10 protein-coding genes are annotated in these 12644 nt (G+C 65.4%); 8 read left to right on the top strand and 2 right to left on the bottom strand.

Annotated features, from left to right (window positions below; genetic code table 11):
• Window positions 1-200: 200 nt before the first annotated feature.
• The 4 genes from ACR9YP_RS07305 to ACR9YP_RS07290 all read left to right on the top strand — a co-directional run bounded on the left by ACR9YP_RS07305 (window position 201) and on the right by ACR9YP_RS07290 (window position 4827).
• Window positions 201-1238 carry an MBL fold metallo-hydrolase gene (locus ACR9YP_RS07305; protein WP_438103449.1) on the top strand — a complete coding sequence of 346 codons (1038 nt, stop codon included), beginning with the start codon at window positions 201-203 and terminating at the stop codon, window positions 1236-1238.
• Between the two features lie 85 nt (window positions 1239-1323).
• Window positions 1324-1494 (top strand): hypothetical protein, encoded by a 171-nt coding sequence (locus tag ACR9YP_RS07300; RefSeq protein WP_370990406.1) that lies wholly within the window; start codon window positions 1324-1326, stop codon window positions 1492-1494.
• A 336-nt stretch (window positions 1495-1830) separates the two neighbouring features.
• Window positions 1831-3039 carry an MFS transporter gene (locus tag ACR9YP_RS07295; protein WP_438103450.1) on the top strand — a complete coding sequence of 403 codons (1209 nt, stop codon included), beginning with the start codon at window positions 1831-1833 and terminating at the stop codon, window positions 3037-3039.
• A gap of 72 nt (window positions 3040-3111) precedes the next feature.
• Entirely contained in the window at window positions 3112-4827 is a 1716-nt protein-coding gene (locus ACR9YP_RS07290) for an N-acyl-D-amino-acid deacylase family protein (protein WP_474219282.1), read from the top strand.
• Window positions 4828-5019: 192 nt separating this feature from the next.
• Here ACR9YP_RS07290 and ACR9YP_RS07285 read toward each other — a convergent pair whose 3' ends face one another.
• The gene (locus ACR9YP_RS07285) at window positions 5020-6342 is read right to left on the bottom strand and encodes an MFS transporter (protein WP_438103452.1); all 1323 of its coding nucleotides are present in this window, start codon (window positions 6340-6342) and stop codon (window positions 5020-5022) included.
• Window positions 6343-6600: 258 nt separating this feature from the next.
• On the opposite strand from ACR9YP_RS07285, the gene ACR9YP_RS07280 reads away from it, so the two are divergent.
• From ACR9YP_RS07280 to ACR9YP_RS07265, 4 genes are read left to right on the top strand one after another with little or no spacing between them, the layout of a single operon-like run.
• Window positions 6601-7254: an ABC transporter ATP-binding protein gene (locus tag ACR9YP_RS07280; protein WP_438103453.1), complete on the top strand. Its 654-nt coding sequence runs from the start codon at window positions 6601-6603 to the stop codon at window positions 7252-7254.
• The gene (locus ACR9YP_RS07275; protein WP_438103454.1) at window positions 7251-9713 is read left to right on the top strand and encodes an ABC transporter permease; all 2463 of its coding nucleotides are present in this window, start codon (window positions 7251-7253) and stop codon (window positions 9711-9713) included. The genes ACR9YP_RS07280 and ACR9YP_RS07275 overlap by 4 nt, the downstream gene beginning before the upstream one ends.
• The gene (locus ACR9YP_RS07270) at window positions 9703-10785 is read left to right on the top strand and encodes a lipocalin-like domain-containing protein (protein ID WP_474219280.1); all 1083 of its coding nucleotides are present in this window, start codon (window positions 9703-9705) and stop codon (window positions 10783-10785) included. Before ACR9YP_RS07275 ends, ACR9YP_RS07270 begins: the two co-directional genes overlap by 11 nt.
• Before the next feature lie 27 nt (window positions 10786-10812).
• Window positions 10813-11199, top strand: a complete 387-nt coding sequence (locus ACR9YP_RS07265; protein ID WP_438103455.1) for an MAPEG family protein — start codon at window positions 10813-10815, stop codon at window positions 11197-11199.
• A 170-nt stretch (window positions 11200-11369) separates the two neighbouring features.
• On the opposite strand, the gene ACR9YP_RS07260 is transcribed toward ACR9YP_RS07265, so the two are convergent.
• Window positions 11370-12560, bottom strand: coding sequence for an ABC transporter substrate-binding protein (locus tag ACR9YP_RS07260; RefSeq protein ID WP_438103456.1), 1191 nt, complete (start codon window positions 12558-12560; stop codon window positions 11370-11372).
• Window positions 12561-12644: the final 84 nt, after the last annotated feature.

Genomic DNA, 12644 nt, shown 5'->3' with positions numbered 1-12644 from the left:
AACGACTGGTCTTCGCCAAACTCCTCGTTGGGAGTATGGGTCCCGGCCTGCGCCGGGACGACACCGAATTTGTGGCGCCTGTCCCCACCTCACGCACAATAAAAATCTTCCAAATTTTCTTGTCTACACAGTGAATTGCTTCTCTTCCTGGCCCCCGACGTAGTAGAATCCTCGAAATCAGTTCCACGCCGGGTCCTGCCATGATCTTCCGCCAGCTCTTCGACAGCGTTTCGGGCACCTACAGCTATCTCGTTGCGAGCCGTCCAGGCGGCGAGGCGCTGATCCTCGATCCCGTGCTGGAGAAGGTCGATCGCTACTGCCAGCTGCTGCGCGAGCTCGACCTCAAGCTGGTCAAGGCGGTCGACACCCATCTGCACGCTGACCACGTCACCGGTCTCGGCGAGCTGCGCGACCGCACCCATTGCATGACCGTGATGGGCGACCAGACCAAGGCCGACGTTGTGGCGATGCGGGTCGCCGACGGCGACAAGGTGACGATCGAGGGCCTGTCGCTCGACGTGATGTACACGCCCGGCCACACCGACGATTCCTACTCCTATCTGATGGGCGACCGCGTCTTCACCGGCGACACGCTTCTGATCCGCGGCACCGGCCGCACCGATTTCCAGAACGGCTCATCGCGCGCGCAATACGACTCGATCTTCAACCGCCTGCTCAAGCTGCCGGACGAGACGATGGTGTTCCCGGCGCATGACTACAAGGGCGACACCGTCTCCACCATCGGCGAGGAGAAGCGCTACAATCCGCGGCTCCAGGTGCGCTCGGTCGATGAATATATCGAGCTGATGGCCAATCTGAAGCTGCCCAATCCGAAGATGATGGATGTGGCGGTCCCCGCCAACATGCATGTCGGCCTGCATCAGGAGGAGCTCGAGAAAGAGGGCCGCGTGCTCAGCGCGATCGAGGCGATCCGCATCCTCGGCCGGCCCGACGTCCTGCTCGTCGATCTGCGCGAGAGCAACGAGCGGACGAAGCACGGCATGCTCGAAGGCGCGCTGCACACGCCCTATCAATCCGTGGAGGAGAGCCTCAAGCCCGGCGGCATGCTGCGCGAGGTCGCGGCCGCCACCGGCCGCCGCGTCGTGTTCTTCTGCGCCTTCGGCGAACGTTCGGCGATGGCGGTGGCCGCCGCCAAGGAAGCCGGCCTTTCCAACACCGCCCATATCGCCGGCGGCCTGGATGCCTGGAAGAAGGCGGGCGGGCCGGTGATGCACTGAACGGCCGCCCCTTCTTGCGATAGGTCAGGTACCGCACATATTTTCCGGATAGGATCGGGTGCAGCATCACCATCCGGAACCAGTCATGGCCAAGACCGGCAAGCCGAGCCAGCCGCCCAAAATCGCGGACGACAGGACGCCGAGCGACAAGGCGAAAAAGCCCCCGCCGCCGCGCGAGATCGACGACGACTACGAGGACGGCGACATCGCAACGCCGAAGCGCGACCGCTACGGGCCGGACGACGAACCGTTGTGAGGGCCGTGCCAGGTTGAGTTTGACGGCGCACTGGCGTCACACCCTCCGCCGTCGTCCTGGCGAAAGCCAGGACCCATTACCCCAGCGCGGAATGGTGGGGCGAGCAAGCAACTCCGAATCTTCGCCAAACTGCTCCCTGGGGTAATGGGTCCTGGATCGGCGCTCCGCTCCAGACAATGCTGCGCGTTGTCAGGAGCTGCGCTTGTCCAGGACGACGATAGGGAGGCGTTCTCACGTCCACCGCCCGCACTACCTGCCATGCGCCTGCGTTCATGGACAAATAACCGCTCTGCCCGATAGTTTGCGCCTCCCTTTCGGACGCAAGACGGAACTGCAATGGTCGATGTTCTCGCCGCAGCGCAGCAAGGCAAGGCGGACAGCGCGCTGCGCACGCTGACGGGGATTTCGATCGCGCATTGGGTCAGCCATTTCCATCTGCTGGTGCTGCCGATGCTGTTCCCGTTCCTCAAGAGCCAGCTCGGCGTCGGCTATATCGAGCTCGGCTTCGCCCTCACCGTATTTGCGGTGGTGTCGGGATTGACGCAGGCGCCGACCGGCTATCTGGTCGATCATTTTGGCGCGCGGCGAATTCTGCTGGCCGGGCTCGCGCTCGGCGGCGTCGCGCTGATCCTGCTCGGCCTGCACCTCAGTTACGCCTCGCTGATCGCCTGCGCCGTGCTGCTGGGCCTCGCCAACAGCGTCTATCATCCGGCCGATTACGCGATCCTGGCCGAACACATGGACGAGGCGCGCATGGGCCGCGCCTTTTCGATCCACACCTTTGCCGGCTTTCTCGGCGGCGCCGTCGCACCGGCTATCGTGGCGGCGCTCGTCACATTGTCCGGTGGCACTGGGGCGCTGATCGCCTCGGGCGCGATCGGTGTTGCGGTGGCGTTGCTGCTGATCGCCATGAACATTCCCGACGCCGGCGCGCATAAGAAGAAGCCCGGCAGCGCGAACGCGCCAAGACAGGCCGTCATCACGCCGGCGCTGATCACGCTGACCGCGCTGTTCATGCTGCTGAGCCTGTCGGTCGCCGGCATCAACAATTTTGGCGTGGTGGCGCTGATGAGCGGCTACGGCGCCTCCTACTCGGCCGCCAATGTCGCGCTGACGGCGTTCCTCGGCGCCAGCGCCATCGGCGTGCTCGCGGGCGGCTTCCTCGCCGACCGGACCGAGCGGCACGGCCAAGTCGCCGCGGCCTGCTTTGCCGCGAATGCGGCGATCGTGCTGCTGATCGCACTCGCCACGCTGCCCGGCTGGGCTCTCACCACTGCCATGACGGCCGCCGGCTTCCTCAGCGGCGTGATCGCACCCTCGCGCGACATGCTGGTCCGCAATGCCGCGCCTGCCGGCGCTGCCGGGCGCGCCTTCGGCATCGTCTCCACCGGATTCAATCTCGGCGGCATCATCAGCCCGTTGCTGTTTGGCTGGATCATGGACCAGAGTGCGCCGCACTGGGTGTTCGGCGCCTCCGTGATCTTCATGGTGGCGACGGTGGTGCTGTCACCGTTCACGGAGCGGAAGCAGCAAAGCGATTCGTAGCGACAACTATAACTGTCGTCCCGGCGGAGGCCGGGACGACAGCAACAACAAAACAAAACGGGAAGAAACACCATGAGCACCCCTGATCTCGTGATCCGCGGCGGCACCGTTGCGGATGGGCGCGGCGGCGAATTGTTCGAGGCCGATGTCGCCATCACCGGCGGCAGGATCAGCGAGGTCGGGAAGGTTGCAGGCACAGGCAGCGAGGAGATCGACGCGCGCGGAAAACTGGTGACGCCGGGCTTTGTCGACGTGCACACCCATTACGACGGGCAGGTCACGTGGAGCCAGGACATCACGCCGTCGTCGCAGAACGGCGTCACCACCGCGATCATGGGCAATTGCGGCGTCGGTTTTGCGCCGTGCAGGCCTGCCGACCACACCCGCCTGATCCAGCTGATGGAAGGTGTCGAAGACATTCCCGAGCCGGTGCTGAGCGCCGGCATTCCCTGGGCCTGGGAGAGCTTTCCGGACTACATGGACTGGTTGTCGAAGCGCGATTTCGACATCGACGTCGGCGCGCAGCTGCCGCATGCGGCGCTGCGCGTTTACGTCATGGGCGAGCGCGGCGCGCGCCGCGATCCCTCGACCGCCGAGGACAACGCGGCGATGGCGAGGCTCGCGGGCGAGGCCGTGCGCTCCGGCGCGCTCGGCTTCTCCACCTCGCGCACGCTCAATCATCGCACCTCGACCGGCGATTTCACGCCGACGCTGAAGGCGGGCGAGGACGAGCTCACCGCGATCGCCGGCGCGATGCATCGGCAGGGCCGCAGCGTGCTGCAATTCGTGCTCGATCTCTCCACCATCCACGAAGATCTGCCGATGATGCTGCGGGTGGCGGATGCCACCAAATGCCCGATCTCGTTCTCGATCACCCAGAACGACAAGGCGCCGCAGCGCTGGCGCCAGACGCTGGACGAGATCAATGCGGCCGCACAGCGCGGCCTCTCCATCACCGCGCAGATCGCGGCGCGCCCGGTGGGCCTGTTGCTCGGGCTCGAGCTGTCGCGCAACCCGTTCCAGACCCATCCGAGCTACAAGGCGATCGCGCATCTGCCGCTGCAGGAGCGCCTCGCGCGGCTGCATCAGTCTGATGTGCGCAAGGCGATCCTGAGCGAGACGGCGACCGCGACCGACGATCCGCTGTTCTTCCGGCCGAACTACGACAAGATGTTCTTGCTCGGCGATCCCCCTGACTACGAGCAGTCGCCGGAGAATGCGCTCGGGCCGCAGGCGCGCAGGCAGGGCCGGCAGCCGGAGGAGCTCGCTTACGATGCGATGCTGTCGGACGAAGGCCGCGGCATGCTCTACGTGCCCTTCCTCAACTATTCCGACGGCAACTTGGATGCGACGCGCGAGATGCTGATCGATCCGCAATCGGTGCCCGGCCTGTCCGACGGCGGCGCGCATTGCGGCATCATCTGCGATGCCAGCTTCCCGACCTATCTGCTGACGCACTGGACGCGGGACCGCAAGCGCGGCAAGAAACTGTCGATCCCGTTCGTGGTCGCGGCGCAGTCGCGCAAGACCGCGCTCTCGGTCGGCCTCACCGATCGCGGATTGATTGCGCCCGGCTACAAGGCCGACGTCAACGTGATCGACTACGACCGCCTGCATCTGCATCCGCCGAAGGTGCATTACGATTTGCCGGTCGGCGGCCGGCGCTTGTTGCAGGATGTCGACGGCTACGAGGCGACGATCGTGTCGGGCGTCGTGACGCGGCGGCAGGGTGACGCGACGGGGCGCCGACCGGGGAAGCTGATTCGGGGCGCGCAGGGGGTGGATTAGCCACGGTGATTGCTGGCTTACCCTCCCCTGGAGGGGGAGGGTCGGCTCACATGGAGCACAGCGAAATGTGAGACGGGGTGGGCTGACGGTCTCTCCGCATCGAACACTGCCCGAGTGGAGAGATCACCCCACCCCGCTCGCGCTTCGCGCGATCGACCCTCCCCCTCCAGGGAGGGTGAGAGAGAGCCCCCCTTACGTCGGCGACACCGCGCTCTTCAGCGCGCCCGCCTGCGGGGCACCACCGGTCAGCCTGGCGCGTTCGGTGTTCGGCCACAGCAGGAGCAGGCCGAGCAGGCCGGAGCCGACCATGATCGCGGCGTTGATGGTGAAGCCGGTCATGTAGCCGTCGAGCATGCTGCCGGCATGCTGGATCACGGTGCCCATCACGGCGGGTGCGATGATGCCCGAGAGCGTATAGAGCGCGCCATAGATTGCGAGGATGGCGCCGCGCTGCGAGGTCGGCGTGAACTCGCCGAGCATGGGCGGGCAGACGACATAGATCGCGCCGCACAGGCCCGTTCCGACCACGAGCAGCGCGAGCTGAAGGCCAGCGCCCTGGACATGCGGCATCGAGGCCAGGATCAGGCCGCCGACGACCAGCGGCACGGAGCCGAGCACGCCGCGGGCGACGCGCGTGGTCGAGCCGCGGACCATCATCAGTTGCGAGATCCAGCCGGTCAGGATCACGATGGTGGCGCCGAAGATCCAGGGCAGGGTCGAGATCCAGCCGGCCTGGCTCTGCGAGAAGCCGAGACCCTTGATGATGAACGGCGTGAACCAGGTCAGTCCGAGCGACAGCGCCCAATAGGCGCCGAAGGTGGCGGCGACGCAGCCGAGGAAGGTGCGCGAGGTGAGAAGCTGAATGTAGGCAATCTTCGTTTCGGTGGCGGCGAGGGTCTGCGTGTCCTCCAGCGGGCCTTCCTTGGCGAGCGCGAGCCAGGCACAGACCCAGATCAGGCCGATGACGCCGAGAGCGCCGAAGGCATAGTGCCAGGAATGGTTGACGATGATCCAGTTCAGCGCCGGCACCGCGATGATCACGCCGAAGGCCGAGCCTTGCGACAGGATCGCGGTGGGCAGCGTGCGCTTCTCGTCGGGGAACCATTTGTAGATGGCGTGCGCGGCGACCGAGAAGGCCGGACCTTCGCCGGCGCCCAGCACGATGCGGCAGATCAGGAGCGTCGTGAAGGAGACGGTGCCGACCATCGGAAACTGCGCCAGCGCCCAGACCACCGCGAGCGCCAACAGCACCCATCGCGTCGGCACCTTGTTGACGATGAAGCCGACCACGATGGCCGAGATCGAGAACAGGAAGAAGAACGAAGAGCCGAGCAGGCCGAATTGCTCCGGCGTGAGCTTGAGGTCCGCCATGATCGGCACGCCGGCGAGGCCGACGACGATCTTGTCGGCGAAGTTCACCAGCATGAACAGGAACAGGAGAAAAGTGATGGTCCAGGCGCCCTTCGGCGTCCCGGTCGGCTTGCTCGCCGCGGACGGCGTTCCCTGAGCGCTCATAAATCTCCCCGTTTATGTCTTTGCGGCACTTTTTTGATTTGGCCGTCTTGGGAGCTAACAACGGGTTCGAGACCAACGCAACCCGGCATTTCCGCAGCAAGTGTGCTACGCAGCATTCTTACCTCTCCCCACCGGGGAGAGGTCGATTTGCGCAGCAAATCGGGTGAGGGGTTCAGGTCCCACGACAGGCCTTAACCCCTCACCCGCGCCTTCGGCGCGACCTCTCCCGACGGGAGAGGTGAAAAAAATGGCAGGCCCGTGCTGAGCATCAAGAATCTATCCAAGACCTTCTTCTCGGCCGGCGAGCCGGTCCACGTGCTGCGTGGCGTCGATCTCGACCTCCGGGCCGGCGAGCGCGTCGCGCTGACGGGAGAATCAGGCAGCGGCAAGAGCACGCTGCTGCACCTCATCGCCGGCCTCGATGCTGCCGATGGCGGTTCGATCCGGCTGGTGGATATCGAGGTCACCAAGCTGTCAGATGCAGGACGCGCGGAGCTGCGACGCGACCGGATCGGCCTTGTGTTTCAGCAATTCAACCTGATCCCGAGCCTGTCGGTCGCAGACAATCTCGCCTTCCAGGCCCGGATCGCGGGCCGGCATGATGCGGCCTGGACGAAAGAGCTGATCGAACGGCTCGGACTTGGCAGCCTGCTCAAACGTTATCCAGAGCAATTATCGGGCGGACAGCAGCAGCGGGTCGCGATCGGCCGGGCGCTGGCAACAAGGCCCTCGCTGCTGCTGGCGGATGAGCCGACCGGCAATCTGGACGAAACCACCGCCGAGGACGTGCTGGCGCTGACGCGCGATCTCGTGGCGCGCACCGGCTGCGGCTTCCTGATGGTGACGCACAGCCTGCATCTGGCAGCAACGCTCGACCGCCATCTCACTTTGCATGGGGGGCGCATCGCATGAGGCGCGCGCTGTGGGTCCTCGCCGTACTGCTGAGCCATTGGCGGCGCCACAGGATGCAGTTCGCAACGCTGCTGATCGGACTGATCGCGGCGACCGCGCTGTGGAGCGGCGTGCAGGCGATCAACCAGCAGGCCCGCAGCGCCTATGACCGCGCCGCCGCAACCTTTGGCGGCGTTCGCACCGCGATGCTGGTGGCGCCTGATACCGCGACCTTTTCCCAAGAGCTGTTCATAAGACTCCGACGCGCGGGCTGGCCGGTCTCCCCGGTGCTGGAGGGACGCGTCCAGATCAATGGACGTTCGGTGCGGCTGCTCGGCATCGAGCCGGTGACGCTGCCGGCCGACGTCGGCAATGCACCGCGCCTTGGTGCATCTGATTTGAGCAGCTTCGTTGCGCCGCCGGGCCAGACGCTGGTGGCGCGGGAGACGCTGGCCGACTTGCAGGAAATAGAAGGCGCGGCGCCGGCGATCAGCAGCGGCGCGAAGTTGCCGCCACTGCGCGTGCTGCCGCAGCTCGTGCCCGACGTGCTCGTGGTCGATATCGGCGTGGCGCAGCGGCTGCTCAACAAACCGGACCAGGTGTCGCGGCTCCTGCTCGGCAAGGCGAAGGGCAAGCCCGCGCCGCTGGCGAGTGTTATCGGCGAGCAGCTGCAGCGGGTCGAGCCGAATGCGGAGACGGAGCTGGAGCGCCTCACCGACAGTTTTCACCTCAATCTCACCGCCTTCGGTCTGCTGTCGTTCTTCGTCGGGCTCTTCATCGTCAACTCGGCCGTCGGCCTCGCCTTCGAGCAGCGGCTGCCGATGCTGCGGACGTTGCGCGCCTGCGGCGCGTCGGCGCGGCTGGTCAACACGGTGCTGGTGGTCGAGCTGGTCGTATTGGCGCTGGTCGCCGGGCTGATCGGGCTCGTCTGCGGCTATTTCATCGCGGCCGCGCTGTTGCCCGACGTCGCGGCGTCGCTGCGCGGGCTCTATGGCGCGCAGATCCCGGGGCAGCTGACGCTGCGTCCCGAATGGTGGCTGGCCGGTATCGGCATCAGCATTGCCGGCGCGCTGGTGGCGGCGGCGACCAGCCTGATCAAGGCGATCAGGATGCCGGTGCTGGCAACGGCGCAGCCGCGCGCCTGGCAGCAGCGGCAGCGCCGCTGGCTGATCCTGCAAAGTGCTGCGGCGTGCATGGTGTTCGCGGTCGCGCTGCTGCTGCTTCACTATGGGCAATCGCTGATCGCCGGCTTTGGCGTGCTGGCGGCGCTGATGTTCGGCGCGGCACTGATCCTGCCGGCATTTCTCGAACTCATCCTGCTCCTCGGCCAGCATTTCGCGCGAAAGCCGCTCGCACTGTGGTTCTGGGCCGACAGCCGGCAACAACTCTCCGGATTGTCGCTGGCACTGATGGCGCTGCTGCTTGCACTCGCCGTCAATGTCGGAGTGTCCACCATGGTGGAGACGTTCAGCCGGACCTTCATCGGCTGGCTCAATGGACGGCTGGCGGCCGACGTCTACATCAGCGCGTCCGACAATGCGCAAGCCGTTGCGATCCGGAACTGGCTGCGCGAGCGTAGCGATGTCCAGGCGATCCTCTCGGGCGGACGTGCGGAGGCGCAAGTTCAGGGACAACCGGTGGAATTGCTCGGCCTGCCCGACCACGCGCTCTATCGCGAGCGCTGGCCGCTGCTGGAGGTCGCGCCGCGTGCCTGGACCCGGCTCGTGCCGGGCAATGCCGCCTTCATCAGCGAGCAATTGAGCCGGCGGCTGAATGTCCGCGTCGGCGACGTCTTAGAGGTACCGGCACCGGGCGGGACCTGGGAGCTCGACATTGTCGGCATTTATGCCGATTACGGCAACCCCAAGGGACAGCTCGCCGTCAATGTCGCGGCGCTGATCCGGCACTTTCCGCAGACGCCGCAGACGCGGATCGGGCTCATCGTCGCGAAGGAGAATATCTCCGGCCTGATCGCGGCCTTGCAGAAGCAGTTTTCGCTCGACGATCGCAGCGTCGCCGACCAGGCCACGGTGAAGTCGGAATCGATCCGCATCTTCAACCGCACCTTTGCGGTGACCTCCGCGCTGAATGCCTTCACCCTAGGCGTCGCCGGCATCGCTCTGCTCACGAGCCTGCTGACGCTGGCGAATTCCCGCTTGCCGCAGCTCGCGCCGCTGTGGGCGATCGGGCTCACCCGGCCGCGCCTTGCCGCGATCGAGCTGACCAAGACACTGTCGGTGGCGCTGTTCACATCGCTGCTGGCGGTGCCGCTCGGCCTGTTGGTGGCGTGGTGCCTGATCGCGATCGTGAACGTAAAGGCGTTCGGCTGGCGGCTGCCGTTCCATGTGTTTCCGCTGCAGCTGGCCGAGCTGGTCGCGGTCGCGCTGCTCGCCTCGCTGATTGCCGCACTGCTGCCGATGCTACGGCTGGCGCGGATGCAGCCGGCAAGCCTCGTCAAGGTGTTCGCCAATGAGCGCTGATCGGATCTCACGGCGTGCGTTCGCCGGCGGCCTTGCCGCGCTCGCCCTCGCGCGCCGTGCACGCGCGCAAGGCTATGCCGGGCTCGGCGAGACCGCTGATGGCTATGCCAAGGTGACGCCGGGGAAGGTCTTCACCTTTCCGAGCGATCACGGGCCGCATCCGGAATTTCGCATCGAGTGGTGGTATCTCACGGCCAACCTCGTCGATGCCAGCGGCGCGGCTTGCGGCCTGCAATGGACGCTGTTCCGCCAGGCGGCGCAGCCGGGCCCGCAAGCCGAAGGGTGGGCCAATCAGCAGGTGTGGATGGGACATGCCGCGGTGACGCGCGCCGACACCCATCGCTTCAACGAGACGTTTTCACGCGGTGGCGTGGGGCAGGCCGGCGTCACGGCCAAGCCGTTCGATGCCTGGATCGATGATTGGGAGATGAAGGGTCTCGAGCGCACCGATGATCGCACGCTGGCGCCGCTGACGCTGAAGGCCTCCGCCATCGACTTCAGCTACGCACTGACGCTGGAGGCCGACCGTCCGGTGGTGTTGCAGGGCGACGGCGGCTATAGCCGCAAGTCGGAGCGCGGGCAGGCGTCCTACTATTACAGCCAGCCGTTCTACCGCGCGCGCGGCACGCTCACAATCGATGATAAACCGGTCGAGGTGTCGGGCCAGGCCTGGATGGACCGCGAATGGAGCAGTCAGCCGCTCGATGCCGACCAGACCGGCTGGGATTGGCTGTCGCTGCATCTCGCATCCGGCGACAAGCTGATGCTGTACCGGTTGCGGCAGAAGGACGGCCAAAACTATCCGTTCGGCAATTGGATCCGCGCCGCCGGCGAGGCGCAGATGATTGCAGGGGGCGAGATCCAGATGATTCCGAAGGCAACCGCGGACGTTGCGGGACGCAAGCTGCCGGTGGAATGGCAGATCGCAATCCCCTCGCGATCGTTCTCGATCCTGTGCAAGCCACTCAATCCAAGGGCTTGGATGGGGACCGGCTTCTCCTATTGGGAGGGACCGATCAGCTTTTCCGGCACGCATGACGGCGTTGGCTATCTCGAGCTGACCGGCTATTGAAGCGCGATCTCTGCGAAGGAACCAACGATGTATCATCTCACCGCCCTGGTCACGCTGCTGGCGATCGCATTTTATTTCTTCACCTGTATCAACGTCGCGCGGTCGCGCGACAAGACCGGCGTCAAGGTGCCGGCGATGTCGGGCCATCCGGATTTCGAACGCGCCTTCCGCATCCAGATGAACACGCTGGAATGGATGCCGATCTTCCTGCCGGCGCTGTGGCTGTTCGCGACCTACATCAGCGACGCCATCGCAGCTGGCATCGGCGTCGTCTGGATCATCGGCCGCATCGTCTATTTCATCGGCTATTCCAAGGCGGCGGCAAAGCGCAGCCCGGGATTTGCGATCCAAGCCCTCGCCGCCATGGCGCTGTGGGCGGGGGCGCTGGGGGCGGTGGTGTTGCGGCTGGTGTGAAGCCGAGGGCGACACCACACACTCGGTGTCGTCCTGGCGAAGGCCAGGACCCATAACCACAGGACGTGGTTATGGGCACGATGTGGCCACAGCTTGTTTCAACATTTAGGAGCCGGGGTAGTGGGTCCTGGCTTTCGCCAGGACGACATTGTGCTTGTTGAACCTCCGCCTCACTTCGTCAGCGGGCAGCCGCTTTCCTTGGCGGTGAAGAAGGCCTTGTCGCCGGGGACGGTGGCGAGCAGCTTGTAATAATCCCAGGGCTTCTTCGATTCCGAGGGCTTCTTGACCTCGAACAGATACATGTCGTGGACCATGCGGCCGTTCTCGAGCACCTTGCCGCCTTGCGCGAAGTCGTCGTTGACCGGCAGCTCCTTCAGCTTCTTGGCGACCGCGTCCGGATCCTTGGTGCCGGCGGCCTTGACCGCCTTGAGATAGCTCAGCGTCGCCGAATAGGTGCCGGCGTGAATCATGCTCGGCATCCGCCCGGTGCGCTTGAAGAAGCGTTCGCCGAGATTGCGGGTCTTATCGTTGAGATCCCAGTAATAGCCCTCGGTCAGCACCAGGCCTTGCGCGGCCTGAAGCCCGAGGCCGTTCACCTCGGCGAGCGTCATCAGGAGGCCCGCGAGCTTCTGGCCACTGGCGACGATGCCGAACTCAGACGCCTGCTTGATCGAGTTGGTGGTGTCGAGACCGGCATTGGCAAGGCCGACGATCTTCGCCTTCGAGCTCTGCGCCTGGAGCAGGAAGGAGGAGAAGTCCGACGAGTTGAGCGGCACGCGCACCGAGCCGACCACCTTGCCGCCGTTGGCGGTGACGATCTCGCTGGTGTCCTTTTCCAGCGCGTAACCGAAGGCATAGTCCGCGGTGAGGAAGAACCAGGTGTCGCCGCCGGCCTTGGTCAGCGCACCGCCGGTGCCGACGCCGAGCGCGCGGGTGTCGTAGGCCCAGTGGAAGCCATAGGGCTGGCAGGCATCGCCGGTAAGGCGCGAGGTCGCGGCGCCGACGACGATATCGATCTTCTTCTTTTCTTTGGAAAGCTCATGGATCGCGAGCGCGACCGAGGAGGTCGTCAGCTCCGTGATCATGTCGACGTTCTCGACGTCGTACCAGCGCCGCGCGATCGAGCTGGCGAGATCCGGCTTGTTCTGGTGGTCGGCGGTGACGAGCTCAATCTTGTGGCCGAGCACCTCGCCGCCAAAATCCTCGATCGCCATCTTGGCGGCCTCGACCGACCATTTGCCGCCGTAGTCGGCATAGACGCCGGACTGGTCGTTGAGGATGCCGATCTTGACGCCCTGCGCCGAGGCAGGCACCGCCAACAATACGACCGAGGCCGCGGCGGCCAAGAATGCTGATTTCATATGTTATCTCCCGACAGTCTTCTGTTGTGAAATCGCGCGGATAGTAGTGAAGAACCCCAGGCGTGCCCATCCATTTCGGCGTAG

The organism is Bradyrhizobium sp. BR14999 (assembly GCF_056106085.1).
The sequence above is the reverse complement of the archived record's forward strand: the minus strand, read 5'-3'. Positions and strand labels throughout refer to the sequence as shown.

Excerpts from the sequence above, each read along its gene's own strand:
- ACR9YP_RS07305 (WP_438103449.1), top strand. The coding sequence starts at position 201 with ATGATCTTCCGCCAGCTCTTCGACAGCGTTTCGGGCACCTACAGCTAT.
- ACR9YP_RS07300 (WP_370990406.1), top strand. The coding sequence starts at position 1,324 with ATGGCCAAGACCGGCAAGCCGAGCCAGCCGCCCAAAATCGCGGACGAC.
- ACR9YP_RS07295 (WP_438103450.1), top strand. The coding sequence starts at position 1,831 with ATGGTCGATGTTCTCGCCGCAGCGCAGCAAGGCAAGGCGGACAGCGCG.
- ACR9YP_RS07290 (WP_474219282.1), top strand. The coding sequence starts at position 3,112 with ATGAGCACCCCTGATCTCGTGATCCGCGGCGGCACCGTTGCGGATGGG.
- ACR9YP_RS07285 (WP_438103452.1), bottom strand. The coding sequence starts at position 6,342 with ATGAGCGCTCAGGGAACGCCGTCCGCGGCGAGCAAGCCGACCGGGACG.
- ACR9YP_RS07275 (WP_438103454.1), top strand. The coding sequence starts at position 7,251 with ATGAGGCGCGCGCTGTGGGTCCTCGCCGTACTGCTGAGCCATTGGCGG.
- ACR9YP_RS07270 (WP_474219280.1), top strand. The coding sequence starts at position 9,703 with ATGAGCGCTGATCGGATCTCACGGCGTGCGTTCGCCGGCGGCCTTGCC.
- ACR9YP_RS07265 (WP_438103455.1), top strand. The coding sequence starts at position 10,813 with ATGTATCATCTCACCGCCCTGGTCACGCTGCTGGCGATCGCATTTTAT.
- ACR9YP_RS07260 (WP_438103456.1), bottom strand. The coding sequence starts at position 12,560 with ATGAAATCAGCATTCTTGGCCGCCGCGGCCTCGGTCGTATTGTTGGCG.